The organism is Streptomyces sp. NPDC041784, assembly GCF_055591025.1.
Genome location: NZ_JBVJAB010000018.1, coordinates 108,227 through 133,932, shown reverse-complemented (window position 1 = coordinate 133,932; position 25,706 = coordinate 108,227). Strand labels below are relative to the sequence as shown.

Genomic DNA, 25,706 nt, shown 5'->3' with positions numbered 1-25,706 from the left:
GGAGTGGACACCGGATTTCATGCGACGAGTGACAGAGTACGTGGTGTGATCAGTCGTTGTTCGAACTCGACTGGTGTGAGGTAGCTGAGTGCGGAGTGGCGGCGCCGCCGGTTGTAGTATGCCAGCCAGCGGAACAGTTCCAGCCGGGCCTGAGCCTTGGAGGTCCAGCGCCGTTCGTGTAGCAGCTCCCGCTTGAGGCCCTGGAAGAACGACTCGGCGAGGGCATTGTCGTAGCTCGAGCCGACACGCCCCATGCTGCGGCGGATGCCGTGCCGACGGCAGACGTCGGCGAAGGCGGCGCCGGTGTACTGGGCTCCCCTGTCGGTGTGGAAGAGCACGCCGCGTACGTCACCGCCGCGGGCGGCCACGGCCATCTCGATCGCGTCCGTCACCAGGGACGTGCGCATGTGGTCGGCGATCGACCAGCCCACCACGCGGCGCGAGCAGATGTCGATCACTGTGGCGAGATACAGCCACGAGGACCCAACGGGTATGTAGGTGATGTCGCCGCACCACTTGGTGTTCAGCGCCTGCGCGGTGAAGTCGCGCATCACCAGATCCGGGGCAGGCGGGGCGGTCTTGTCCGCGATCGTGGTGCGCTTCCTGCGCCGCAGGTGCCGGCCGATGACGCGGTTGATCCGCATCAGCCGGGTCACGCGCTTGCGGTTGATCCTCCGCCCGCGCGATCGGAGTTCGGCATGGATACGCGGCGCACCGTAGGCGCCGTGGTGTTCTGCGTGGATGGCGCGGATCTCGGCGACCGTCGCAGCCTCCTCGGCCTGACGCTCGACACGGGCCTGGGCAGTGGCCTGGTGCCGGTAGTAGCCGGAGCGGGACATCCCCAGCACCCGGCACAGCCGCTTGATGCCGAACTCGGCGCGGTTGTCGGAGATGAAGTCCCAGCGGCGGGTTGTCACTTCACCTCCTTGGCGAAATAGGCGGCTGCCCGGCGCAGGATCTCGCGTTCCAGCTGCCATTCCTTCTCCGCCTTCAGCAGCCGGGCGTTCTCAGCCCGCAGCCGGGCCAGTTCCTCGGCCGGACTGTGAGCGCCGTCCGGTCCATGGCGTTCGGGCGCCTGCTGGACGGTGTCCTTGCGGACCCAGGTCCGCAGTGTCTCCCCGGTGATCCCGAGTTCGGCGGTCGCCACCGCATACGTGCGCTTACCGCCGGCCGCGCGATACAGCGCAACGGCGTCCTTACGGAACTCCTCGGGTCCGGAGACTGGCGTCCCACCTGAACATCCCTTCCTGGACCCTCAAGATCCATTGTCAGGGTGTCCACTCCAAGGGATCAGCCTCAGTCGCGAGTTTTCGCAGGTGGAGCACGGTGACCAGGACCCGGTCGGCTGAGGTGAGCTTGGCTTTGGCACCTGCGCCAGGGGCCACCAGGCGCTCGTGGCCTCGACGTGTGCGGAGCACTTGCTCGCGTTGAACCTCCATCGCTGGCGTCAACGAGTCGATGAGCTCGTTGAGCTGCCGGCGGGTCATCCCGGTCAGTTCCGGGTCCTGGAGCGAACGCCGCGTGAGGCGAGTCAGTCTGTCCGCCAGGGCGTCGTCCGGTGTGCCGGTGGTCGCCGCGTGCATCGGACGCAGGGGGTCGAGGGTGTAGTTCCAGTCGCCGTGGAAGCGATGGCGAGTGATGGGCAGGGCGGCGATCTCGTCGTCGCTGACGCGGATGCCGGTGGGGTACTCACCGATGTCGAGTTCGGCATGGACGGTGAGACCCGTGCGGCTGGTGGTCGCGGCGATGGTCTGGAGCATGACTTCATGGCTGGTCAGGGGTCTGCCGCGCCAGTTCATGGTGATGTGGGAGAACAGCCGGTGCTCGATCTTGTTCCACTTCGAGGTGCCGGGCGGAAGGTGACACACCGTGATCTCAAGGCCGGTCTCGGCAGCGAGGTCGGCGAGCTGGGTCTTCCAGCCGCGGGTGCGGTAGCCGTTGGAGCCCCCGCCGTCGGCGGTGATCAGCAGTCGGCGGGCGCGGGGGTAGTCGTGCCGGCCGACCGCCTGCCACCAGCGCCGGATCGAGGCGACGGCGAACGCCGCGGTGTCGTGATCGGTGCCGATGCTGACCCAGCCGGTGTTCGCCGCCATGTCATAGATTCCGTACGGAATCGCTTTCTCGGCCTGGCCGGGGAAGTCGTGCGTCTTGACCCTCACGGGCTGCCCTGCGGGCCGCCATTCGTGCCCGGCGTTCTTGTAGTCGCCGATCAGCTCCTTCTTCTTGCTGTCCACGCTGATCACCGGGTCACCGGCGTCCCTGTGATCTCGTGCCTGCTCATTGAGGTAGCGGAACTGGGCGTCCCGGTCCGGGTGCTGAGCACCCTCGATGGTCTTGGTGTTGGCCTGCAGGCTGAAGCCTTCTTCCCGCAGCAGTCCGGCGACTGTGTCGGCGGAGACCCGGTGGCCCTGCCGGGTCAGCTCCGCTGCCAGCTTCCGGGTCGACTTCGTCGTCCACCGCAGCGGCGACATCGGATCGCCACGCTCGTCGGGCTCGACCAACGCAAGCAGCGCCGGCCGCAGCCCCGGACAAGGTCCACCGCCTTCTTCCGGCCCCCACCAGGACGACGGACCCGCCCCAACGGAGCCTGGCCGGACTCAAGTTCAGCCGCTCCGCGCGAGACCGTGCCCTCCCGGACCCCGGCCGCGGCAGCGACGAGCCTGATCCCACCATGCCCCAGCGACAGCGCTTCCGCCCCTATGGCCAGCCGACGCTGACGCTCGTCCAGATGTGGCAACAACACCTGGAACTTCGCAGCCAGGACGGCCTCGATCCCCTCCACTCGCCCCATACCAGAACAACGAGTCCCACAGCTGGAAGCCACGACTTGTTTCCCGGCAAGCCCTTAGCGATCACTAACGGATTTGTCACACGGACACGCCCCGCGCCTCCCTCGCGCCCTGCGCACGGCGGCGTCCACGACGGCACACGGTCCCGACGCCACACGAGAACACGTGACTTGAGCGGGGTCGCCGCCGGAGGAAATCATCGACGTGGCGATCGTCGCGGTGCCCGGCCGCCGAGTCCGGGACCGCGACGGCGTCCTGCCCGGCATCCGACGCGGTGCTCGGGAGCGTCGGCGCGTCGGACGGTTTCCGGGTCCGCCGTCCGGCCTTCGGTGACGGGAGGAACGGCATGCGGTCCGCGGAATGCTCCTCGACGAACGGAGCGGAACGCTCCTCGGTGAAGGGAGTCGGGTGCTCCCCGACGAAAAGAGCGGAGTGCTCCCCGACGAAGGGAACGGGGTGCTCCCCGGCGAAGAAGACGGAGTACTCCTCGACGAAGGGAACGGAGACCGTGATCGTGGGGCGGGAACCCGAGCGGGAGCGGCTGCGTGGCCTGGTGCGCGGCACGCGGCTGGGACACGGCGGCTCGCTCGTGCTGCGCGGTCCGGGAGGCATCGGGAGAACCGCCCTGCTGGACGACCTGGCGGACGACGTTCCCCCGGGGGTGCGGGTGCTGCGGGCCACGGGAGTCGAGAGCGAGGCCGAGCTGCCCTGGGCCGGGCTGCACCAGGTGCTGCGGCCGCTGCTGCCCGGTCTGCACCGGCTGCCCGAACCGCAGGCCGTGGCGTTGCGGGCGGCGTTCGGGCTGGGACCGGACGCCGTCGACCCCTTCTTCCTGTCCCTGGGGGCGCTGTCCCTGCTCTCCCAGGCCGGCGCGGACGGTCCCGCCGCGCTGCTCGTGGACGACGCTCAGTGGCTGGATCCCGCCTCGGCCGATGTGCTGCTGTTCATCGCCCGCCGGCTGGAGACGGAGGGCCTGGCCATGGTGTTCGCCGCCCGCGACGGATCCCGCCCCTTCACCGCACCGGACCTGCCCGAGACCGTCCTCGGGCCGCTGCCGCCCGACGCCGCCGAGACCCTTCTGGACCGCACGGCTCCGGAGGCCGTCCGCAGCGTACGGCGACGCATCCTGCACGAGGCGGAGGGCAGCCCCCTCGCCCTGCGCGCGCTGCCCGCGGCGCTCACCGCCGCCCAGCTGCGGGGCGGTTCACCGCTCCCCGACCATCTCCCCCTCGAACCCCGGCTGCGGCAGATCCACCTCGACAGCACGGCCGAGGTCGCCGAGCAGCACGGCGAGGTGCTGCTGCTGGCGGCGCTCCAGGACGACGGGGACCTGACCGCGATCCTCACCGCCGCCGGTGACCGGGACGCGGCGACGGCCTCGCTGTACGCCGCGGCGGCCGCCGGCCTGATCGATCTGGACGAGCAGCGGGTGCGTTTCCGCCACCCGCTGGTCCGTTCGGCGCTGTACCAGGCGGCCCCCCTGGGCGCTCGCCACGCGGCGCACCGGGCTCTGGCCCGGATCCTAGACGAGGACGACGACCGCCGGGTCTGGCATCTCGCCGCTTCGACGGTGGGCCAGGACGACACCGTCGCCGGACTGCTGGCGGCCAGCGGCACCCGCTCCCGTCACGCGGGCCGGCCCGTGGCCGCGGGCCGGGCCCTGCGCCGCGCCGCCCTGTTCACCACCTCTCCCCGGGAGCGTGCCCGCTGGCTCGCCGATGCCGCCGGCTGCGCCTGGGACACGGCCGAACCCTCCCGGGCCGTCGCCCTGCTGGAGGAGGCCGAGGACCTGGCCCGTGATCCGGCCGACCGGGCCCGTGCGGCCCGGGTGCGCGGCACCATGGCCCTCGCCGCGGGCAACCCGGCCCATGCCTTCCGCACTCTCCTGGACGGCGCGCGGCTCGTCCTCGACGACGATCCCCAGCTGGCGGAGGAGCTGCTGGTGACGGCCGCCCGCGCGGCATGGGCGGCGAACCGCCCACGGGAGCTGGCGAGGACGGCCCTCCTGCTGGAGCGCACGGGCGCGGCCACCGGCCGGACCCCTGACCACTTCCGCACGCAGTTGCGCCGGCTCGCCGGCCTGGCCGTCCCGGCACCAGGCGGGGACGGGGCCGGGGACGGCCCCGGCCGTGTGCCGCCGCCCTGGTACGCCGCCGTAGGCACCCCGCCCTGGTCCCGGTGGCCTCCGGACTTCCTGCCGTACTTCACGGGCGAGACCGAACCCGCGTCGGAGGCCCTGCGGCAGGCGGTCGCGGCCGTGCGCAGGAACGGCGCCACCGGGGCGCTGCCGCTGACGGTGCTGCCGCTGGTCTCGCTCCAGCTGGTCACCGGGCAGTGGACCGACGCGACGGCCCACGCCCGCGAAGCGCTCCCGGCCGCCGACGAGACCGGCCAGTTCGCCGCCGCCGCCCAGCTGCGCGCCGTACTGGCGTGGACCGCCGCCGTGCGTGGCGAGGGCGACGAGTGCCGGGCCCTGGCCGACGAGGTCCTGTCCGTCGCAGCGCCGCGGGAGAGCGCGGCCGCTCTCGCGCTCGTCCACTGGGCGCTCGGGCTCGACGCGCTGGCCGAGGGCGACACGGCGGGCGCGGCCCGGCTGCTGCGCGAGGTCACCACGCCCGGCGCGCCGGCGGAGCACTTCGCGATCAGCCGGCTCGTGCTGCCCGACCTGGTCGAGGCCTGCGCACGCGCCGGGGAGACCGGGCACGCCCGGGTGGCCCTCGAGCGGTTCGAGCGCGGTGCGGCGGACGTGCCTGTCCTTCGCGCTGCGTGGCTGCGCTGCCGGGCGCTGCTCGCCGACGACGACCCTGCGGGCACACCGCGAGAGGCGGACGCGCTGTTCGGCGCGGCGCTCGACGCCGCCGCCCCGTCGCCGTTCGAGGCCGGGCGCACCTATCTGCTGTACGGGGAGTGGCTGCGGCGGGCGCGTCGTGTCAAACGCGCGCGGGACCAGCTGCACCAGGCGCTGCGCCTCTTCCGTGCCGTCGGGGCCGCTCCCTGGGCGGACATGGCGTCGGACGAACTGCGGGCGGCCGGTGAGCAGATCGAGAAGCCGGCCGGAGCGCACCCGGACACGCCGACCGGTCTCACGCCGAGGGAGACGCAGATCGTGCGGCTCGCCGCCGAGGGAAAGACCAACAGCGACATCGCGCGGCAGCTGTTCCTGAGTCCCCGGACCGTGGGGCACCACCTCTACAAGGTGTTCCCCAAGCTCGGGATCACGTCGCGGCATCAGCTGCGCATGCTGCCCCTGGACGTGTCGCAGACACCGGCCGCCGAGCGCGCGTAACCCCGGAGCGGTCCCCGGGGGCGGGCCCGCCGCACGAGCGAGCCCCCGTTCCGGCACGTCGTGGTGACGATGCGGAACGAGGGGCTCGCCGGTGTCCGTGGTGCGGCTCTCAGCCCGGGTACAGGTCGGCCCGCCGGAAGGCGTCCAGGCCAGCGCCGTACTCGGCCTCCGGCTCCTCGGCGGGGAGGCCGGCGGCGAGGACGTAGAGGACGGTCTCGCCGATGCCGTCCACCCCGAGGGCGTCCTCGGCCTCCTCGTCCCGGAAGGCCAGCGTCTGGAACGGCCCGAGGCCCAGTGCGGTGGCGGTGAGGGCGAAGGTCTGGCCGAGGTGGCCGGCGTTCGTGAGCATGACCCGGTAGGCGCGGGGCGCCCGGTACTTGCTGCTCATGCGTTCGACCACGCCGGTGACGAACACGGTCATCGCCGCCTCGCCGATCGCCGCCTGGTCGTAGCAGAGATGGGCCGCGTGTTCGCGGGTGAAGCCGTCGTCCAGGAGTTCCAGGGAGTGCTCCAGGACGTTGTAGTGGTAGAGGCCGGGCGCGATGCCCTCGGCGGCGGACACGGCGACGTACGCCTCGAGTTCCTGGCGTGCGCCGCCGGCCGCGCTGGTCCGTTTCATCAGGGCGCCGAAGTCCTGGCCGTCGAGGAACTCGCTCGGGCCGAAGACCATGGCGAGCAGCTGGGACAGCCGTGGCAGGGGCAGCGCGGTCGGCCGGAAGCTGCGGTGGGTGCGGCGGCCGTACAGGGTGCGGACGAAGGGGGCGTCGAGGTCGGGCGGGACGCGGGGCAGCAGGATCCGGTCGGCGTCCGGGTAGTTCTTGAAGAGCGCCGAGCGCTTTCCGGCCCGGAACTCGTCGTTGATCTCGGGCGATTCGGTGTAGTCGGCGTGCTTGCTGGAGAAGTGCAGGGCGGCCGCCTCCGGCGACCAGGTCTGCCAGTGTTCGGCGAGCCGTTCGTCGCGTTCGTTCTCGTCGGGGGCGACGAGGAAGCCGTAGGAGTGGAGTTGTCGCACCGCCGCGCGGCAGGATTCCGGGTCGTAGTCCGGAAAGGCCGAGACGGCGTCCTCCTCGGACGTCCAGTCGGTGAACGCGGCGAGTATCTCGGCCGCGCTCGTCGCGAGCGAGAGCTGGGTGCCGGTGAGGTAGTTCTGGATGACGAAGGAACCGTCGAGCCAGTAGCAGACGACGTTGTGCGCGCGCCGGAGCAGCATGAATTCTCCTCGGAATGGCCGGGGGCCGATATGACATCGGCCCCCGGCTGGCCGTTCGTGGTGCGTCAGCGCTGGTAGTGGACCTTGATGGTGCGGGCGGAAACGGGCTTGGCGGCCAGCTCGATCTTCTTCATGGTGTGCTCCTCTCGATGGGTGAGCCCGTCTGGCTCGCCACCAAGTAGAGCGGGAGTACGGGGTCTTCGGCATCGGTCGCCCGACTGGTCCTGCCGGACGGTTTCCGCCGGTAGGTCGACGGACGCCTGGGCGAGGAAAAGGCGGGCCGCTGTCCCTCATCGGTGTCCGGGCTCAAGGAGCGGGACCGGAAAGCCGGCCGGATCCGCCCCCGGCCCGACCCGCACGGCTGGCGCCGGCACCCCCGCCGGGACATGGATTCCCACGAATCCGCAGGTGAACGGGCCCGACACCCGACTGTCCGTCACCTGCCGCCGGCACCCGGCGGTCAGGACCAGTCGGGCGACCGATGCCGAAGGCCCCGCCTCCCGGCTCTACTTGGTGTCGAGCCGAACGGGCTCACCCACCGAATTCCCGGCGCATTCACGGACGGTCCCGCCGAGCGCGAGCACCGACCGCATTCGCCGTCCGGATTCACCTATCGAAAGGAACACCCCATGAAGAAGATCGAGCTGGCCGCCAAGCCCGTTTCCGCCCGCACCATCAAGGTCCACTACCAGCGCTGACGCACCACGAACGGCCAGCCGGGGGCCGATGTCATATCGGCCCCCGGCCATTCCGAGAAGAGTCAGAGGTCGCCCTGTGGAATTCGACGAACTCAGACGCCGGATGGCGGGCGGTGAACCGTACCTGGCCAATGATCCGTCGCTGCGTCCGTACCGGAAACGGTGCGAAAGCCTGCTGGACCGCTTCAACGCCACCGCGCTCGGTGACCAGCCGGCCAGGGACGCGATCCTGCCCGAACTGCTGGGAGCGGTGGGGGCGGGTGTGCGGGTGGTGCCGCGATTCCTCTGTGAATTCGGGTTCTTCATCGAAATCGGTGACCGGTCCCGGATCAATTTCGACGCGGTCCTGCTGGACTGTGCTCCGATCGTCATCGGGTCCGACGTCCGGATGGGCCCGCGCTGCCAGCTGTACACCGCCGACCACCCGCACGGCGCCGCGGCACGGCGCGGGATGTGGGAGAGCGCGAAGCCGATCCGGATCGAGGACGGCGTGTGGCTCGGCGGCGGGGTGATCGTCCTTCCGGGGGTCACGATCGGCGCCGACGCCGTCGTCGGGGCCGGGAGTGTGGTCACCAAGGATCTGCCGGCGAACGCCGTCGCCGTGGGCAATCCCGCGCGCGTGGTGCGACTGGTGGACCAGGACGCCGAGCGGGCGTCATGAGAGCCGCGGGTTCGAAGGGGTCGTTCGACGCGGTGGTGTTCGACCTCGACGGAACCCTCGTCGACTCGGTGCGGCCGGACTTCCTCGCGTGTAAGGCGCTGTTCGAGGAGTTCGGTACGCCATTCGTCCCGGAGTTCTGGGCCGAACACGTGTGCGGCAACGCCGAAGGCTATCCGTCGCTGTTCGAAGTGCTCAGGGAGCGCGCCGGGGTCGGTGTCGCGGACGCGGAGCTTCAGGACCGGCTGCGCGCCCACTGGGAGCGGTTCTTCACTCCCGACCATGTCGTGCTGATGCCCGGCGTGGTCGCCCTGCTCGACGGTCTGCGGGCGGCGGGCAAGCCGCTGGCCGTCGCGTCCTCGTCCGCGCGGGAGTGGGTCGAGCGCTGGCTCGGCCACTTCGGCCTCGCGGACCGGTTCGCGGTGATCGTGTCGGGGGACGAGGTCACCCGGCGGAAACCCGACCCGATGGCCTATCTCCAGGCGGCCGACCGGCTGGGAGTGCCGGCGCACCGGTGTGTCGCGGTGGAGGACTCGCCGACCGGTACGGCGGCCGCCCGCGCGGCCGGATGCACGGTCGTCGCGGTCCCGACCGCCCTCACCCGCCATCTCCCCCACCCGTCCGCCGACCACGTGGTGACGGACCTGTTCGAGGCCCGGAGGCTGCTCGTCGAAGCGGCGCCCCGCGGCTGCGTGCCCTGTCTCCCGTCCCCGTGAACTCCAGTGAGGATGAACAACCATGCTGAAAGGTCGCGTCGCGATCGTCGACCCGAGCCCCGCCGGTCCCACCGGCAACCTCGTCTCCGAGTTCGGCAAGGCCGGATACGAGTGCGTCTACGTCCAGAGCACGCCCGTGCGTCCGAAGATGTACGAGGCCGTGGTGCCCACCGGCTTCGTGGACGAGGTCGTGCACGACGGGGACCTCGACAGGACGATCGCCCTGCTCTCCCGGCACGAGCCGGTCGCGGTCGTGCCGGACAGCGAGTTCGGTGTGCCCTTCGCGGATCTGCTGAGCGAGCGGATGGGGCTGCCGACGAACGGGACGGGGCTCAGCGCCGCGCGGCGCGACAAGTACCGGATGATCGAGACGGTCAAGGCGGCCGGGCTGCGCGGTGCCCGGCAGCTGCTCGTCACGGACGCGGACGAACTGGCGTCCTGGCACCGGGAGCTGGCCGGCCGGATCGTGATCAAGCCGCTGAGCAGCGCCGGCAGTCAGGGTGTCCACTACTGCGACACCCCCGAGCAGGCGGTGGCGGCCTACCGGTCCCTGATCGGTACGGAGAACATCTTCTCGATGCGCAACGACGCGGTCGTGGCGCAGGAGTACCTCGTCGGCACGGAGTACTCGGTCAACACGGTCAGCCGGGACGGCAGGCACCATCTGTGCGACATCTGGACGGCGACGCAGATCACGGCGAACGGGGTCCTCGACCTCTGTGACGGCCTGGTCCTGCTCCCGCACGAGGGCGAGCGGGTCGACACGGTGGTCGCCTACTGCGAGCAGGTGCTGGACGCCATGGGCATCCGCCACGGTCCCGCCCATCTCGACGTCAAGCTGACCCCGTCCGGGCCCTGTCTCATCGAGGTCGGCGCGCGGATGGGCGGCGGGTGGACGGACCACTACGCGCGGATGGGTACCGGCGAGTCCCAGCTCAACTGGACGGTCGACGCCTACACCGCCCCGGAACGCTTCCTGGCACGCCATCAGGAGCGTTACCAGGTACGAGAGTTCATCGCGGGCGCGCCCCTGATCTCGCCGGTCGAGGGCACCTTGCGGGCATACCGGGGGCTGGAGGAACTGAAGCACCTGGAGAGCTACCACGGGCTGCGGACGTTCGTGCAGCCCGGCGGCCGGATCAGGCGGACCGTCGACGACCTCACCTATCCGCTGCTCGTCGAGCTGCGCCACGAGGTCCAGGACGTCGTCCTGCGCGACCTCGCCACCGTCCGCTACCTCGACGGCGAGCGGTTCTACGACGTCGAGCAGCCGTAGGGAGGAGGAGTCCATGACCATCACCGTGTCCGCCGGGACCGAGGAGTGGGTACGCCGTGTGCTGCGCGCCCACTGGGCCGGGCCCTGGGAGGAGTGCGAGCTGCGGCCGCTCACCGTGGACGGCGCGCGGCCCCTGACCCACACGGCGGGGCTGTGGCACGTGTCGGGTCCCGGGGGCGGCCATGTGCTCAAGGCGCAGCTCAACCCCGAGGCCGTGCGGGCCGAACGGTTCGCCGCGCTCAAGGACCGTGTCATCACCCACTGCCGTGACCAGGGCGTGCCGGCGCTGCCGGTGGTGCCGGCCGTGGACGGGAGTCCCGGCGTGCGCCTCGACGGGCTGGTCTGCGAGCTGAGCCCGCTCAGCGCCGGCACACTCGCCGGCGGCGCGCCGGACCAGGTCGCCGCCGTCGTCCGCGCGGGGCTGGACCTGCGCGAGGCGCTGGACGGGCTGCCGCCCGCCGTCGCGGACGAGCTGGCAGCCGTACCGCTGCCGCGGCTGGTCGAGGAGGAGGACTGGCCGGCCGCCCTGGACGACGCCGAGCGTCGGCTGCTGCCGAAGGCGGAGCGCGGGAGCGGCCCGTGGCATCGTGCCGCCGCCGAGGTGCTGCGCGAACTGTGCGCCACCGCACCGCTGTTGCGGCGCGACGGGGAGAACGGTGGCGACCTCGCCGTGTCCCGTCCGCGGCACGACGGGGAAGACCGTGACGCCCTCGTCATGTCCCGTCCGGGGGTCGTCCACGCCGATCTGCATCTGCGGCACTTCCTGCTGGCGCGGGAGCCGGCCCGGGTCGTCGCCGTGCTGGACTTCGACAACCTCCACGTCGCCGACCGGCTGCTCGATCTGGCCTGGCTCGCCGACACGGTGGCGCACGCCTGCGGAGCGGACCGTGCCGGGGCTCGCCGGGCGCTGGCCGGGTTCCTCTCCGAGGGACGGCGGCGGGGGCTGCTCGGGGCCGGCGACGAGGCACGGCTGATGCCGCTGCTGCTGGCGTACTCGCTGCCGGTGATCGTCGACATCGCCAAGGACATCCTCGACCGGGACATCCTCCTCCCCCAGTGGCTCGACTACTTCGCGCTGCTCTCCCCCGGGCGCAGGCACACCGTCCACCGGCTGCTGACCGGCGCGGACCGCCCCTGAGCACCCAGGCCCCCACCGACTTCCACCGCTCTCCCCCGCACACCGTCCGGGCGCCGCCCGCCCGTCCCCCACCCGACCCTCGCCCTTGAGGAGCTGCCCCATGACCACCGTCGACCTGGCACCCCTGTCCGTCTGGCCCGAGGACCTGTCCGCCTACTGCTTCGAGGTACCGCACTCCGAGCAGTCCCTGCTGTTCACGTCCGGCAAGGGCATCCGGCTCACCGACGCGACCGGCCGGGGCTTCCTGGACGCCCTGTCCGGGGTGTTCGTCACCTGCTTCGGCTACGACTGCGAGCCCATCGCGCGGGCGGTCACCGACCAGCTGCGCACCTTGCCCTTCAACCCGCCCCTGCACGGCACCAACCGCGCCGCCCTGGATCTGGCCCAGGGGCTCGTCGATCTCGCGCCGGCCGGCATCACGGCGGCCAAGCTCGTCAACGGCGGCTCCGAGAGCGTGGAGGCGGCCGTCCGGCTGGCCCGGCTGTACCACCGCGCCCACGGCAACCCCGACCGGGTCAAGGTCCTCAGCTACTACCACGGCTACCACGGGGCCACCTACGGGTCGCTGTCGCTGACCGGGCGGCCCGACGTCAGCCGGTTCGGACCGGGCCTGCCCGGCATCGTCCACGTGTGGCCGCCGGACTGCCTGGAGTCGTTCTGGGACGTGCCCCGGGAGTCGTCCGGCGCGCTGGCCGCCGCCATGATCGAGCGGACCATCGAGGCCGAGGGCCCGGAGTCGGTCGCGGCGATCGTCATGGAGCCCGTCATCCACCTGCGCGGCATGGCCGTCCCGCCGGCGGACTACCTGGCGCGGGTGCGCGAGGTCTGCGACCGGCACGGGGTGCTGCTGGTGTTCGACGAGATCGTCACCGGCTTCGGCCGCACCGGGCAGCCCTTCGCGGCCCAGACCTTCGGTGTCACCCCGGACATCCTGTGCGTGGGCAAGGGCATCTCCGGCGGGTTCGCCCCGCTGGCCGCCGTCCTCATGGGCGAGCACGTCGCCGCCGTGCTCGGGGAGGCCGGCGGGCCGGTGTCCTTCGCGCCGTCGCACACCTACGCCGCCAACCCGATGGCGGCCGCCGCCGGCCTCGCCGCCGTGACCCTGTTCCGCGAGGACGGCTACCTCGACCGTATCGGCACCCTGGCCGCGTACGTCGAGCCTCGGCTGCGCGCGCTCGTCGGCGGGCGCGGCACGGTGCGCGCCCTGGGGCTGCTGTACGGGGTGAAGCTCACCGGCGGCGGCGACGGCGCCGGTGAGCGGCTGGCGTCGGCCTGTATGAGCCGGGGTCTGATCCTGCGCGGACAGGACGACTGGGTGGTCCTGGCGCCCGCGTTCGTCACCACGCCGGGCGAGGCCGACCAGATCCTGGAGATCCTCGGCGACGCCCTGGACGAGGTCTGCGGGGACGGGCGGTGAACACGCCGTACGACCGCTTCGCCGGCCCGGCGCGTGCGGCGCTGCCCCGCCTGACGCCCGCCGAGGGCGCCGTCGTGCTGCGCGAACTCGACCGCCTGGAGCGGTCGGCACGGCCCGGCTCCGGCCTCGACGGCCGGCCGCCCGGTTCACTGCTCGACAGCCTGCGCGGGCTCGCCGCCGAGGTTCCCGAGCGGCTGTACGCCGACAGCGCCGACGTGCTGCTGCGCATGCACGAGATCGCCGGCTCGGGAAACCTCCAGAGCAATCTGTCCTCGCTCCCGCTGGTGCGGGCCTGCTTCGCGCTGGGCCTCGTCCCCGACGGCGGCGGCGAGGGCGGCGGCGGGCCGGCCGAACTGATCGTGGGCCGCGGGCACATCGCCCCCGCCTTCTACGCCGAGCACTATGTGCGCGGCACCCTGCCCTTCACCCCGCTGGCCACCCTGCACCAGGGCGGGCTGACGGGCGTCGTCGACCGCGAACTCGGCTTCCGCAACACGATGCGCTACAGCCTCGGGGTCGGTGTCGCGCAGGCGGTGAGTCTGGCGTGGGAGCTGACCAGGCGCGGCACGGACCGCAAGGTGGTGTGTCTGGCGGGCGACGGCGAGCTGCACGAGGGGGTCGCCTTCGAGGCGCTGCGGTTCGCGCACGATGTGGGCCTGACCAATCTCGTGCTGGTCGTCGACGCGAACGCCAAGGGCATCGAGCCGCTGGCCAAGCCGGTCAACACCGGCTATCTCGCGGCCTATCTAGGCCGGCTGATGGAGGCCGACGGCCGTGACGAGTGGGCGGTGCAGGCGGCCCTGGGGGCGCTGCTGGCCCTGCCCGGTCCGTCGGTGCTGGTGTGCCGGACCAGCAAGGGGGAGCACAGCTTCCGGCCTGCGGACGCGGCGGCGCGCGGACCGGCCCGCCCGTCGTTCGCGGCGACCGCCGGCCGGATGCTCGCCCGGCACCAGGAGCGCACGGGACGCGAGATGGCGGTGTTCACCCCCGACCTGGCCGCGCGGTTCGGGCTGCGCGGACAGGTGCCGTACACCAACACGGGACTGGCCGAGACGCTGACGGTCGGCATGACGCTGTCGTTGCCGGAGGACACCCTGAAGGTGGTGGCCACCGACGCCATGTACTACATGGACTCGCTGAGCATGCTCACCGAGGCGACCACGAGCGTGCGCAACCTGCTGGTCCTGGCGGGACGCAGCTGGGGTGCCTGGGGCGGGGCGCACAACGCCACGAACCTGCTCGGCCAGCTGCTGCACACCCGGGTCTACGAGCCGGTCACCGCGGCGGAGTTCGCCGCGTGCCTGGCCCGGCTGGGCCGGGACCCGGCCACCGCTCATGTCGTCAGCATGGTCGACGCCGCCTTCGAGCCGCCGGGCGAGGACTGTTCCGCCGACATCGACGGCGGGGTCTGGCTCACCCCGCCCGGCGCGGAGCGCGCCGACGCGGCCGTGGTGACCTTCGGGTACGCGGGCGTCCTGGTGGACGAGGCCAACCGCGGCCTCGGTGTCCCGCATCTGCACTGCGCGGCCCTCACCCCCCGTCTCGCGCCGGCCGACCTGGCCGTGCTCCGGGGCAGCCGGCGTCTGCTGAGCGTCGAGTACAACGGCGCCCGGGGCGGCTTCGGCGAGGGGCTGCGCGCACGGCATCTGCTGCCGGTGGAGGTCCACGGCGTACGGCGCGACATCGCCCGGCAGGTGCACGCCCGTCAGCTGCCGCTGCACGGCATGGCCCCGGAGATGCTGCGGGAGCGCCTGGTGCGGCTGCTGGAGAGCAGGGAGGCCGGGCGTGCGCCTGCACACGCATGACTACCGCGCGCCGGACACGGAGGGCATCGTCGACGGCGCGGTCCTGATGCACCGCGAGGCGTCCCAGCTGCTGGCGCGCCATCACACGCTCGCCCCGCACGACCTGACGGCCGGCGCCGGCCGGCTCGCGGGGGTGCGCGCGGGCGAGACCGTCTACGCCGGTTCGGGGCCGTACGCCTTCCTCTACCACCTCTGGCGGGAGCGGACGGGCGGTGACTTCCGGATCGTCCGGGAGGTGCACACCGCGCTGTGGTCCGGCTACTGGGCCCAGGAGGAGCTGTGCGCACCCCTGCTGCGGCCGGGGGACCTGGCGCTCTTCCCGACGGCGTACACGCGCCGGCTGTTCCTGCGGCACTTCCCGGCCACGGCCGCGAGCGGCGCGGCCGTGGCGTACCCGATGCTCGACCGGATGCCGCGCCGCCCCGCCCGGCCGCTGCCGCCGGCGGGCCGCCCCCTGCGCGTCGGATATCTCGGGGCGCTGTCGCTGGCCAAGAACGTCGACCAGGTGCTGTCGGTCTTCGCGCGTCTGCACCGGGAGAGCGGCGGGCGGGCGGAACTGCTGTGCGCGGGCAAGCCCAACGATCCGCGGTGGCAGGCCGACGCGGTGCGCGCGGCCCTCGGGCGGTCCGGGGTGCCGGCCGGCTCGGTGCGTGTGGCGGGCGTCTGGTCCCAGGAGCGTCTCGGGGAGTTCTTCGACGCCGTCGACGTGCTGCTGTTCCCCAGTACGGCGTCGCGGGAGACGCTGGGCCGGGTCGTCGTCGAGGCTCTCGCCCACGGGGTGCCGGTGCTGGCCGCCGACGTCGGCCCGGCCGTGGAGCTGCTGCCCGCCCGCAATCTGGTGCCCACCGCCCTCGACACCGCCGGTGTCCTCGACATGGGCCGGGTCGGCCCGCTCGGCCGCGTCGACGAGGACGTCCTGGTGGAGAAGCTGCTCACGCGGGACTTCGCGCCGGCCGCCGTGCGCCACGAGGCGCCCTACACCGACAAGGCGTTCCTGGAGGCGCTCGCCGGGTCCCCGGCCCCCGTCGAGGTGCCGCACGACCGGGTCCTGCCCGACGCGATCCGGGTCGCGGCGCGCGCCGGAGCGGCCCCGGCGGAGCGGGCGGCCGAGGCGGAGCGGGTCTTCCGGGCGTTCTTCGGGCGCCGGGACGGCATCCTGACGGCCGCGCTCGACACGCTCGCCGCCCGCACCGGGCGCGACGACCCGGGCCTGCGCGCGCTCGTCGCCGCCCCGGAGCGCAATCTCGCCGACTACCGGGCCTTCCCGCGGCTGCTGGACGCCCTCGTCCTGCCGCCGCTGACCTACACCCTCGCGCCCGCCCCCGCGGGTGCCGCCACGACGGGAGAGACACGATGACAGCAGGTGCGGAAGGGGAGTTCACCGGCAAGGTGGTCCTCGTGATCGGCGGCGGCCGGGGTATCGGCGCCGCCGTGGCCGAGGACTTCGCCCGGCGGGGCGCCGAGGTCGTGGTCGCCGACACCGACCGGCTGCCGTCGACGTACAACCACTACCGGGCCACGGACGTCACCGGCTACGCGGAGGCGCACGAGCTGGCCGGGAAGCTGACCGCCGAGGGGCTGTCGGTGACGGCGGCCGAGGCGGACGCCACCGACGAGGAGGCGATCCGCCGCCTCTACCGGGGGATCGCCGACGGTCCCGGCCGTCTCGACACCGTCGTCAACGCCTTCGGAGTCACCCACGTCAGTACCGTCGAGCAGATGAAGCTGGCCGAGTTCCGGCAGGTCGTCTCCGGCAATCTGGACGGGGTGTTCCTGTCGTCGCGGGCCGCGCTGCCGCTGCTGCGCGCCGGCGGGGGCGGGTCGATCGTCAACTTCTCCTCCGTGTCGGGGCGTACGGGATTCGCGAAGGTCGCCCACTACTGCGCGGCGAAGTTCGGGGTGGTCGGGTTCACGGCCGCCCTCGCCCTGGAGGTGGCGAAGGAGAACATCCGGGTCAACGCCGTCTGCCCCGGCATGGTCCGGTCCAACATGTGGCGCTATCTGCTGTCGGAGTTCGCCCGGCCCGGTGAGACCGAGGACGAGTGCTGGGAACGGATGCGGGGAATGATCCCGCAGCGCGCGTTCCAGACGCCCGAGGACATCGCGGGTCTGGTGCGCTATCTGGCGTCGGCGCCCCGGGTCACCGGTCAGGCCGTCAGCGTCAACGGCGGGATGACCACGCCATGACACCGGCCGCCCTTCCCGGCGCGAGCGTCCTGGCCCTCGACGACCCCGGGTGGAGCTTCGAGGGCCCCGGGAGCACGGCCCTGCCGCACCCCGGGGAGCTGCGGGTGCGGGTGCCGCGCGGCGCCGACCTGTTCCGTATGCCCGGCTCCTACGAGGCGTCCGGGGTCGGCACCTGGGGGCGCTCCGTGGCGGGCGACCACACGCTGTGGACCCGGGTCGGGGTCGAGGGGCGGGCCTTCGGGGACGCCGGGGGCATCGTCGTCCACGACCGGGAGGGCTGGTTCAAGGTCTGTGTGGAACGCACCCGCGCGGGCGGCTGGGCGATCGTCACGGTCGTCAGCCGTCCGCTGTCCGACGAGGCCACGGGCCCCGCCCTCGCCGGGCCCGGCGCCGCGCTCCTCGTCACCCGGGAGGGGCGGCGGCACGCCGTCTTCCACCGGGAACACGACGACGAGGACTGGCGGTTCGTCCGGACGTTCACCGGCGGCGGCGACCCGGAGGTCCGGGTCGGCCTGTTCGCCCAGGCGCCGTTCTCCGACGCGTGCACGGCCTCCTTCACCCCGCCCGGATTCGCCCCGGCGGCGCCGGCCGACCGCCGCTGAAGGCGTCGTCCACCGCCCCCACTCCCGTTCCCCCGTCCTCCCACCTCCGAGCCAAGGGACACCGCACCATGATCTCGCCCCAGCCCGTCACCGATCTGATGTGGGCGCACTGGAAGACCAGGACTCTGCTCGGCGCCGTGGAACTGGGTGTGTTCACGGCGCTCGCCGACGGACCGCTGGCCGCCGCCGAGCTGTGCGCACGCACCGGACTGCACCCGGGCCCGGCGCCGGACTTCCTCGACGCCCTGGTGGCGCTCGGCCTGCTGGACCGCTCCGGGGACCGGTACGCCGGCACGCCCGAGACCCTGGAGTACCTGGACGCGGGCCGGCCCGCCACCTATCTCGGCGCCAGCTTCCTGTCCCGGGGGCCTGGGCTCGCCGACGACCTGGTCGCCGTACTGCGCACCGGGCAGGCGTCCCACGGCGGCCGGGACGGGCGGGACTTCTATGCCGGCGCCTACGCCACACAGGCCTCCGCCGGCGCGTTCCAGCGGGACATGACGGCCCTGAGCATCGGGTCGGCGCGGGCCGTCGCCGAGCGGTTCCCGTGGCAGCGGTACCGCACCCTGGTGGACGTCGGCTGCGCGGAGGGCGCGGTACCCGGCTGGGTGCTGCGCCGGCACCCGCATCTGACCGCCGTGGGGTTCGACCTGCCGCCCGCCCGGCCCGGCTTCGAGGCGTACATGGAGCGCCTGGGCGTGGCCGACCGGATCGAGTTCCGGCCGGGCGACTTCTTCGAGGACGAGCTGCCGCGGGCCGATGTCGTCGTCCTCGGCCATGTGCTGCACAACTGGAGCGAACCGGAGAAGCTCCTGCTGCTGGAGAAGGCGTACGCCGCGCTGCCGCCGGGCGGGGCCGTGCTGATCCACGAGACGCTGATCGACGACGAGCGCCGCAGCAACGCGGTCGGCCTGATCCTCAGCCTGATCATGCACGCCGAGGTGCCGGGCGGATTCGACTACACCGGCGCCCAGGGCCTCGAGTGGCTTCGGAAGACCGGCTTCCGGGAGACCCGGGTGGAGCATCTGGACGGCCCCGAGTCCCTCCTGGTCGGCATCAGGTGAGCGCCGCGCCCTCCCCCGCCCGGAGCGGTCCGGACGGGACCGACCTGCTGATGTTCTGGAACCTGTACGAGACCGGCATCGAGCGTCTGCGGGGCGACGACGAGCGGTGGAAGGCGCAGGTCGCGCTGGTCGCCGCCGAGCGGCCGCGGGTCCTGCTGACGACCGAGGGCTGGGGCTGGCACCGCGCGGGCGGGGCCCTGTTCGAGGACGCCAAGGCCGCGTTCGGCATGGACGGCGAACTGTTCACCGCCAAGACGGGCTGTCACCAGGCCGTGTTCTGGGAACCCGACGTCGAGCGCGTGGCCGTGGAGCGGGTCGCCCCCGAGCTGGCCCACTGGCACGGCCACGGGCTGGTCACCCTGCGGCTGCCGGGCTGGAGCACCCCGCTGCGGTTCCTCGTCACCCACCTCGATCCCTTCAGCCCCACCGTCCGGCGCATGGAGGCCGATCACCTGCGCCATCACGCGGATCCCGCCCTTCCGCCGCTCGTGATCGGCCTGGACGCCAACTCCGTGCCGCCCGGCGACCCCGAGCCCGACTGGACCCGCGTGGCCCGCCACCGCAGGGACGACCTGCTGCTCCCCGGCGGACGGCTGGCCGACCGGACCCCGCTCGCCACGCTCCTCGGGAACCCCGGCGATCCGCTGCTGGTGGACGCCGGCGCCCATCTGGGCGACCGCTCGCCGACCTACGGGGAGTTCCTGCCGGGAGAGGCCGCGCGCCGGATCGACCTGTTCCTGCTGTCCGCCTCGCTCGTCCCGCAGCTGGCCGCCTACCGCGCGCCGGACCCGCGTCCGGAGCCCTACGACGGGCGTCCCCTGGCCTCCGACCACCGTCCGGTCACCGTCCGGCTGCGCCGCCGGTGAGCCGCGCCGAGCCGCACCGTGGTGGCGGAGCGCGGTCGTCCACAGGTGTACCCGCGCAGTTTCGGCGACGGCGACGGCGACGGTGTCGGCGACATCGCCGGGCTGCGGCGGCGCCTGGACCATCTGGTGCGGCTCGGTGTCGACGCGCTGTGGATCACCCCCTGGTATCCCTCGCCGATGGCGGACGGCGGGTACGACGTGGCCGATCCCCGGGGTGTGGACCCGCTGTTCGGCACCCTGGGCGAGGCCGAGGAGCTGATCGCCGAGGCGCGGCGGCGCGGACTGCGCACGATCCTGGACGTGGTGCCGAACCATGTCTCCGAGGCCCATCCGTGGTTCCGGGCCGCTCTCGCTGCGCCGCCCGGCGGCCCGGAGCGCGCCCTGTTCCACTTCCGTCCCGGCCGGGGTCCGGGCGGGGCGCTGCCGCCGAACGACTGGGTCTCCGAGTTCGGCGGGCCGGCCTGGACCCGGGTCGTGGCGCCCGACGGCGCTCCGGGCGAGTGGTACCTGCATCTCTTCGCGGCCGAGCAGCCGGACCTCAACCGGGCCGATGCCCGGGTGCGGGCCGAGTACGAGTCGGTGCTGCGCTTCTGGTTCGACCGCGGCATGGCGGGTATCCGGGTCGACTCCGCCACCCTCCTCACCAAGAACCCCGGCCCGACCGGACGGCCGGCGGGCCGCACCCGTACGCGGACCGGGAGGACGTGCACGAGGTCTACCGCGCGTGGCGCCGGATCGCGGACTCGTACGGCGACGACCGGATCCTGGTCGGGGAGACATGGCTGCGCGATCCCATGCGGCTCGCCCGCTGTCTGCGCCCGGACGAACTGCACACGGCGTTCGACTTCGGCCTGCTGCGCAGCCCGTGGGACGCGGGGGCGCTGCGGGCCCGCGTCGACGCGACCCTGGCCGTGCACCGGACGGTGGGCGCGCCGGCGACCTGGGTGCTGGCCAGCCACGACGTGCCGCGCACGGTCACCCGGTACGGCCGCGCCGACACGTCTTCGACTTCGGGCGGGGGGCGTCCGAGGGGCCCGCGGACCTGGAGCTCGGCACCCGGCGGGCGCGGGCGGCCTGTCTGCTGACCCTGGCCCTGCCGGGATCGGTGTACCTGTACCAGGGGAGGAGCTCGGTCTGCCCGAGGTGGAGGACCTGCCCGCCGAGTGCCGGCGGGATCCGATGCTCGTGCGGTCGGGCGGGGCCGATCCGGGGCGTGACGGCTGCCGGGTGCCGATGCCCTGGTCGGGCACCGCCGCGCCGTTCGGCTTCGGACCCGGCGGTTCGCGGCCCTGGCTTCCGCAGCCGCGGGCGTGGGCGGGGCTCACGGCCGAGGCGCAGCGCGCGGCGCCGGGGTCGATGCTGTCGCTGTACCGCTCAGCGCTGGCCGTGCGACGCGCGGCGCGGGCGGGGACGGGGGCGGGTGACGAGGCGGCCGGCTTCCGCTGGCTGCCGGCTCCCGACGGGGTGCTCGCCTTCCGGTGGGCGGACGGTCTCATGTGCCGGGTGAACCTCTCCCCCCGGCGGGTGTCGCTCCCCGCCGGGCACGAGGTGCTGCTCTCCAGTGGTCCCCTGACGGAAGGAGCGCTGCCGTCGGACACGGCGGTGTGGCTGCGTCCCGAGTGACGCCACGACGGCGGGGGGGGGGGGGGGGGGGGGGGGGGGGTTCCCCCCCCCCCCCCCCCCCGCTGTCCGGTGAGGGCGGGCGGGGGCGTGCCGCCGGCCCTCACCGCCGTCCCGGTGAGCGGGTCCTGGGGTCCCTTCAGGTGCCCGTCAGCCGGACCCCGTCGCGCCGGGTGACCTGGAGCGCCAGGATCATGAGATGGGCCCGGTTGCTGACCCCCGCCTTCCCCCGGATCCTGCGCAGATACGTGTCGACGGTGTGCGGGCTCAGCTGCATCCTCCGTGCGATGGAGGTGTAGGTGTGACCTTCTGCGAGGTGGCCCAGCACCTCGATCTCGCGCGAACTCAGCAGTTCGAGTATGTCGGTGGCGGACGAACTCACGAGCGTGCCTTTCATGGGGGTCGAGCGCCTCGGGGAGGGTGGGGCGCTCCGCCGGGGCGGAGCCGTTCCGGACGGTCGTACGGGCCTCGGCGGCGGTTCTGCCGCGGGCGGCGTCACGCGCGTCCCTCGCGCCTCCGGCGTCCCGGAGGGGGGCACGGGTTATGGTGCGACGCGTGTTCGATAGACGACGTGGCGGCGGCACTTGCCGGACAGTGGTCCCACTGCCGGAGCCCGCGCACCGTGCCGGCGGTCCCCTCGACCGTCGCCGGGAACCGGATCAGACGCCGGCGCTGTCCGTGCCGTCCGTCGTGGACACCGCGCCGGTGACGACGATGACGCCATTGGCGATCCGGCCGCCCCAGCCGCTGTCCCCGTTCGTGTCGCCCGTCCCGGCGTTCTCCGCCGCCACCGTCCCGGTGTGCGCGTGCGGGGCGACGGCGGTGAAGGCACCGAGGGCGATGGCGGCGGTGGCGGCAAGGGCGACGGCGGCCGAGTTCAGGGACTTCATGCGGGACATGGGGACTCTCCTCTGTCGTTTTCTGGGACCGGATCCGGAGGTGCGGTGTGCCCGCTCCTTCCGGTGCTTCAAGACTTCCGTGTCGGGGACGGCCGGGCCATGAACCGAGGCGCTCACCAAGCTGCCCCGCAGCAAGACGAACAGGGGACGAAATGTTCAAAGCAGAGGAAATCAGGACAATCGATCCGTCCCCGTGGCCCGGGGACCGGGAGGTGGCCCTCTATCAATGGGTGGCGGGCAACGAACGGCTGGACCCGGACCGGGCCGCGCGGGAGCTGGGGCTCACCCGGGGCGAGGTCGGCACGGCCCTCGCGGCGCTGACCGAACTGGGCCTGTTAAAGGCGGACGTGGACGATCCCACCCGGCTGCGCCCGGTGGATCCGGACCTGGTCGCGGCGGTGGTGACCACCTCGCTGGAGGAGACCATCCGTGCCCAGCAGTCCGAACTGCACCGCATCCGTGACCAGTTCGCGAATCTGCGCGGCCACTACCGGGACAGTCTCAGCCGGGTCTCCGTCGGCCTGGAGGTGATACCCGGCCTGGACGAGGTGCGCGCCGCCCTCAACCGCGCCTCCGCCGAGTGCGCCGAGGAGATGCTGACGAGCCAGCCCGGCGGGAACCGGGTGCCGGCCGCCCTCCAGGAGGCCCTGGCCCGCGACACCGCGCTGCTCTCGCGCGGGGTGCGGATGCGCACGCTGTACCACCACACGGCCCGGTTCAACGGACCCAGCCAGGCCTATGTCGCCATGGTGTCGGGCCTCGGCGCGGAGTACCGGACCGCGCACGAGCTGTTCGGGCGTCTGATCGTCTTCGACCGGCGGGTGGCGTTCATTCCGGAACAGGGCGACAACTGGGGCGCGGTGGTGATCCGGGAGCCCTCGGTGGTGCACTACCTGTGCGAGGTGTTCGAGCAGAGCTGGACCCACGCGGAACCGTTCGCGGACGCGGTGACCGACGGTCTGGAGGCCGTCGCCAAGGACATCGACCGGACCATCGTGCGGCTGCTGGCCGCGGGCATGAAGGACGAGACCATCGCGCGCCGCCTCGGCATGTCCCTGAGAACGGCCCGCAAGCACATCGCGGACATCATGGAGACCCTGGGAGCCGAGAGCCGTTTCCAGGCGGGCTTCCTGTCGGCCCGTCAGGGGCTGCTCGGCGACGAGGGCACGGACTCCGCGCCGTCCGGGTGAACCGCCCTTCCCCCGTGGTGAGTTCACGCTACCGCCCGGGCGGTCACCCGCGTCTGCCCGTGCGGTACCGTGAACCCGGGACTGCCGGTTCACCTCCCCGTGCGCGAAAGTTCCTGCAACTCCGCAGAAAGGGGCCCGTCCGACGGTGCCACCGGTCACTGCGGTCATGTGACGGAAGAACAGCGGGCTCGTCCTGATCCGTGTTCCGTGCGCGAGGGACGGGTCGTCCGTGTGCGAGCCGCGTCGCATGCCGGTACCTGCTGGCCCCGACGCAGATCCGCCGCATGCGGATCGGACGCGCGTCGGGCGACCGGACCCGGACCACGGCACGCGCGGAGAGCCCGCGTGACGGGGAGCGTGAGTGGGACGTGGACTATGAACCGGCCTCGGCAGGGGCGGAATCCGGGCTGGACCTGTTCGTCAGGGACCTCGCGTTGTGTCTGTCGGTGCACCGGGACCGGAGTCCGGCGCTGGTGTGGCCGGACGGCATCGACGCGGTGGTCGCCGGGGCGGACACGGGTCTGCCCGAACTGACCACCGCCCTGGGGGCCCTGCTGGGCTCCGAGGTCACCAGTTCCTCGGTGGCGCTGGCGGTCGGCGGGCGCAGCCGGGGCAACACCGCCGGCACCGATCTGGTGCTGCTGCCCGTGAAGGGCAGCTGCGGCGGCCGGGTCGAGGCGCCGCCCCCGGGAGGGGGCCCGGCCGCCCTGGAACACTCGCTGGAGCTGCGGCTGCGGGTGGGTGAGGCGCTGTACGTGCCGCGCGGCTTCGTCTACACCCTGGACTCCGTGCACACACCGTGCACGCTCCAGGTGCTCGCGCTGCATCCGTCGTTCTGGTGACGGGCCGTTCGGGCGCCCGCCGCCGGCGCAAGCCGGTGCGGGTGCCGTCCGGGTGCATGGACCGGTCATGAACAAGTCACACACGGGCCTCGGCCGTCCGCGCTCCGGCGGACGGCCGGGGCCCGTCCAGTTCCCGCCACACGGTGAACGCCAGCGGAGCCAGCGCGATCGCCAGGTACACGCCGCCGAACAGCACCAGCGCGGCTGTCAGGTCCAGCCGGTCGAGGAGCAGTCCGGCGGCGAGGGCACCGAGCGGGGTGGCCGCCAGCGCACAGGCCACCACCAGTCCGAAGACCCGGCCGCGGACGTCCTCCGGCACCCGTTCGTAGGCCACGGACATCATCAGCGGGTTGACGACGCCCGACCCGATGCCCGAGACCACCAGGCCCGCCAGCAGGACGGCGGTGGACGCCTGGTGGGCGAGAAGGGCGCAGCGCAGCGCGCCGAGCAGCACGAAGCAGCCGGCGAAGACGGTCCTGCGGGGCCAGCGGTGCCCCAGCCAGCCGTGCAGGGCGGTCCCGACGAGGGCGCCGAGTCCGATGGCGGTCATCATCGCGCCGAGCAGGGAGCTGCTGTGCAGCACCCGGGTGCCGTACGCCGGGTAGAGGACCGCGTTGAGGCCGCTGTCGAGGGCGTTGGTGACGAGCAGGACACCGACCACGGCCCGCATCAGCCGGTCCTCGCGCAGGCTCGTGAATCCGGCCCGGAGCCGGGAGCCGTAGGAGCCGTCCGAGGCCTGGGCGCCCTCGGGCGCACGGGGTTCGTCGGGTACGAGGGCGCGGACCAGGATCGCGCAGAGCAGCAGGGCGGCCGCGTCCGCGCACAGCGTCGACACCGGGCCGACGGAGGCGACCAGCAGGCCCGCCAGCGGGGCGCCCGCCATGGTGCCGATGCGCCGGGCGCCCTCCATGGCGCTGGTGCCGCGTTCGACCGGTGTACCGGCTCGGCGCATCGCGCTGATGGCCAGCACCTGCTTGGCCGTGTCGGAGGGGCCGCGGGCGGCACCGGCGAGCAGTGCCAGGACGACCAGGACGGGCAGGGACATGCCGACGGTGTGGTGCAGGGCGGGGATGAGGCCGATCGCGAGGGCGGTCAGCAGATCCGCGGCGACGCCGGCGGTGCGGGCGGGCAGCCGGTCCACGGCGGGGCCGGCGAGGACGGCGGAGCACAGCAGCCCCACGGTCTCGGCCGCCGCCACCAGGCCGGTGCTGATGCCGCTGCCGGTGCTCTCCAGGACGAACCAGGGGACGGCGAGCAGGGTCGCCGCGGTTCCCAGCGACGAGAGGGCGGACACCGCGACCAGCGTCAGCAGCGGCACGCGTCTGTTCATGGGCTTCGTTCTCCTGGGCAAGGGGCCGTGGGGGGGGGGGGGGGGGGGGGGGGGGGGGGGGGGGGGGGGGGGGGGGGGGGGGGGGGGGGGGGGGGGGGGGGGGTGGGGGTGAC

General features: G+C 73.1%; 19 protein-coding genes and 2 pseudogenes. 15 read left to right on the top strand and 6 right to left on the bottom strand.

Translation table 11 applies throughout. From position 1 onward, the window contains the following. Positions 1–17: 17 nt before the first annotated feature. Both ACZ6D7_RS32525 and ACZ6D7_RS32520 read right to left on the bottom strand, forming a co-directional pair. A protein-coding gene (locus ACZ6D7_RS32525) for an IS3 family transposase (protein ID WP_469498663.1) occupies positions 18–1,183 on the bottom strand; the annotation gives its coding sequence in 2 pieces (ribosomal slippage) (positions 18–982 and positions 982–1,183; 1,167 coding nt in all). A gap of 115 nt (positions 1,184–1,298) precedes the next feature. After that, a pseudogene (locus ACZ6D7_RS32520) lies at positions 1,299–2,791 on the bottom strand (ISAzo13 family transposase); the annotation flags it as partial. Positions 2,792–3,303: 512 nt separating this feature from the next. Between ACZ6D7_RS32520 and ACZ6D7_RS32515 the strand changes: the two are divergent. Next, positions 3,304–6,075: a helix-turn-helix transcriptional regulator gene (locus ACZ6D7_RS32515; RefSeq protein WP_469498591.1), complete on the top strand. Its 2,772-nt coding sequence runs from the start codon at positions 3,304–3,306 to the stop codon at positions 6,073–6,075. Between the two features lie 109 nt (positions 6,076–6,184). Here ACZ6D7_RS32515 and ACZ6D7_RS32510 read toward each other — a convergent pair whose 3' ends face one another. After that, positions 6,185–7,285 (bottom strand): SagB/ThcOx family dehydrogenase, encoded by a 1,101-nt coding sequence (locus tag ACZ6D7_RS32510; RefSeq protein WP_469498588.1) that lies wholly within the window; start codon positions 7,283–7,285, stop codon positions 6,185–6,187. 801 nt (positions 7,286–8,086) lie between these two features. Here ACZ6D7_RS32510 and ACZ6D7_RS32505 point away from each other — a divergent pair. From ACZ6D7_RS32505 to ACZ6D7_RS32450, 12 genes and pseudogenes are all read left to right on the top strand, one after another. Next, positions 8,087–8,644: a sugar O-acetyltransferase gene (locus ACZ6D7_RS32505; RefSeq protein WP_469498660.1), complete on the top strand. Its 558-nt coding sequence runs from the start codon at positions 8,087–8,089 to the stop codon at positions 8,642–8,644. Beyond that, positions 8,641–9,357: an HAD family hydrolase gene (locus ACZ6D7_RS32500; protein ID WP_469498585.1), complete on the top strand. Its 717-nt coding sequence runs from the start codon at positions 8,641–8,643 to the stop codon at positions 9,355–9,357. The genes ACZ6D7_RS32505 and ACZ6D7_RS32500 overlap by 4 nt, the downstream gene beginning before the upstream one ends. A 22-nt stretch (positions 9,358–9,379) precedes the next feature. Beyond that, the gene (locus tag ACZ6D7_RS32495) at positions 9,380–10,633 is read left to right on the top strand and encodes an ATP-grasp domain-containing protein (RefSeq protein WP_469498582.1); all 1,254 of its coding nucleotides are present in this window, start codon (positions 9,380–9,382) and stop codon (positions 10,631–10,633) included. A 13-nt stretch (positions 10,634–10,646) separates the two neighbouring features. Then, positions 10,647–11,771: a phosphotransferase gene (locus ACZ6D7_RS32490; protein WP_469498579.1), complete on the top strand. Its 1,125-nt coding sequence runs from the start codon at positions 10,647–10,649 to the stop codon at positions 11,769–11,771. Positions 11,772–11,871: 100 nt separating this feature from the next. Continuing rightward, complete coding sequence (locus ACZ6D7_RS32485) at positions 11,872–13,188, top strand: aminotransferase family protein (protein ID WP_469498576.1); 1,317 nt, start codon at positions 11,872–11,874, stop codon at positions 13,186–13,188. Beyond that, positions 13,185–14,993: a 1-deoxy-D-xylulose-5-phosphate synthase N-terminal domain-containing protein gene (locus ACZ6D7_RS32480; RefSeq protein WP_469498573.1), complete on the top strand. Its 1,809-nt coding sequence runs from the start codon at positions 13,185–13,187 to the stop codon at positions 14,991–14,993. Before ACZ6D7_RS32485 ends, ACZ6D7_RS32480 begins: the two co-directional genes overlap by 4 nt. Beyond that, positions 14,974–16,350 carry a glycosyltransferase gene (locus tag ACZ6D7_RS32475; RefSeq protein WP_469498570.1) on the top strand — a complete coding sequence of 459 codons (1,377 nt, stop codon included), beginning with the start codon at positions 14,974–14,976 and terminating at the stop codon, positions 16,348–16,350. The genes ACZ6D7_RS32480 and ACZ6D7_RS32475 overlap by 20 nt, the downstream gene beginning before the upstream one ends. Continuing rightward, positions 16,347–17,180, top strand: coding sequence for an SDR family oxidoreductase (locus ACZ6D7_RS32470; RefSeq protein WP_469498567.1), 834 nt, complete (start codon positions 16,347–16,349; stop codon positions 17,178–17,180). The genes ACZ6D7_RS32475 and ACZ6D7_RS32470 overlap by 4 nt, the downstream gene beginning before the upstream one ends. Beyond that, a complete protein-coding gene (locus ACZ6D7_RS32465) occupies positions 17,177–17,782 on the top strand; it encodes a DUF1349 domain-containing protein (RefSeq protein ID WP_469498564.1) in 606 nt (201 codons plus the stop codon). Before ACZ6D7_RS32470 ends, ACZ6D7_RS32465 begins: the two co-directional genes overlap by 4 nt. A 68-nt stretch (positions 17,783–17,850) precedes the next feature. Further along, positions 17,851–18,846, top strand: a complete 996-nt coding sequence (locus ACZ6D7_RS32460; protein WP_469498561.1) for a methyltransferase — start codon at positions 17,851–17,853, stop codon at positions 18,844–18,846. Continuing rightward, on the top strand, positions 18,843–19,712 hold the full coding sequence (locus ACZ6D7_RS32455) for an exonuclease/endonuclease/phosphatase family protein (RefSeq protein ID WP_469498558.1): 870 nt from the start codon (positions 18,843–18,845) through the stop codon (positions 19,710–19,712). The genes ACZ6D7_RS32460 and ACZ6D7_RS32455 overlap by 4 nt, the downstream gene beginning before the upstream one ends. Beyond that, positions 19,708–21,335: pseudogene (locus tag ACZ6D7_RS32450) on the top strand (glycoside hydrolase family 13 protein); the annotation flags it as partial. The gene ACZ6D7_RS32455 and the pseudogene ACZ6D7_RS32450, both read left to right, overlap by 5 nt. Positions 21,336–21,471: 136 nt before the next feature. On the opposite strand, the gene ACZ6D7_RS32445 reads toward ACZ6D7_RS32450, so the two are convergent. Then, entirely contained in the window at positions 21,472–21,729 is a 258-nt protein-coding gene (locus tag ACZ6D7_RS32445; RefSeq protein ID WP_469498556.1) for a response regulator transcription factor, read from the bottom strand. A 262-nt stretch (positions 21,730–21,991) separates the two neighbouring features. After that, complete coding sequence (locus ACZ6D7_RS32440) at positions 21,992–22,231, bottom strand: hypothetical protein (RefSeq protein ID WP_469498554.1); 240 nt, start codon at positions 22,229–22,231, stop codon at positions 21,992–21,994. A gap of 212 nt (positions 22,232–22,443) precedes the next feature. Between ACZ6D7_RS32440 and ACZ6D7_RS32435 the strand changes: the two genes are divergently transcribed. After that, complete coding sequence (locus ACZ6D7_RS32435) at positions 22,444–23,421, top strand: helix-turn-helix transcriptional regulator (RefSeq protein ID WP_469498552.1); 978 nt, start codon at positions 22,444–22,446, stop codon at positions 23,419–23,421. A 284-nt stretch (positions 23,422–23,705) separates the two neighbouring features. Beyond that, complete coding sequence (locus ACZ6D7_RS32430) at positions 23,706–24,263, top strand: hypothetical protein (RefSeq protein WP_469498549.1); 558 nt, start codon at positions 23,706–23,708, stop codon at positions 24,261–24,263. 76 nt (positions 24,264–24,339) lie between these two features. Here the strand turns inward: ACZ6D7_RS32430 and ACZ6D7_RS32425 are convergent, their stop codons facing one another. Beyond that, positions 24,340–25,593: an MFS transporter gene (locus ACZ6D7_RS32425; protein WP_469498546.1), complete on the bottom strand. Its 1,254-nt coding sequence runs from the start codon at positions 25,591–25,593 to the stop codon at positions 24,340–24,342. Positions 25,594–25,706: the final 113 nt, after the last annotated feature.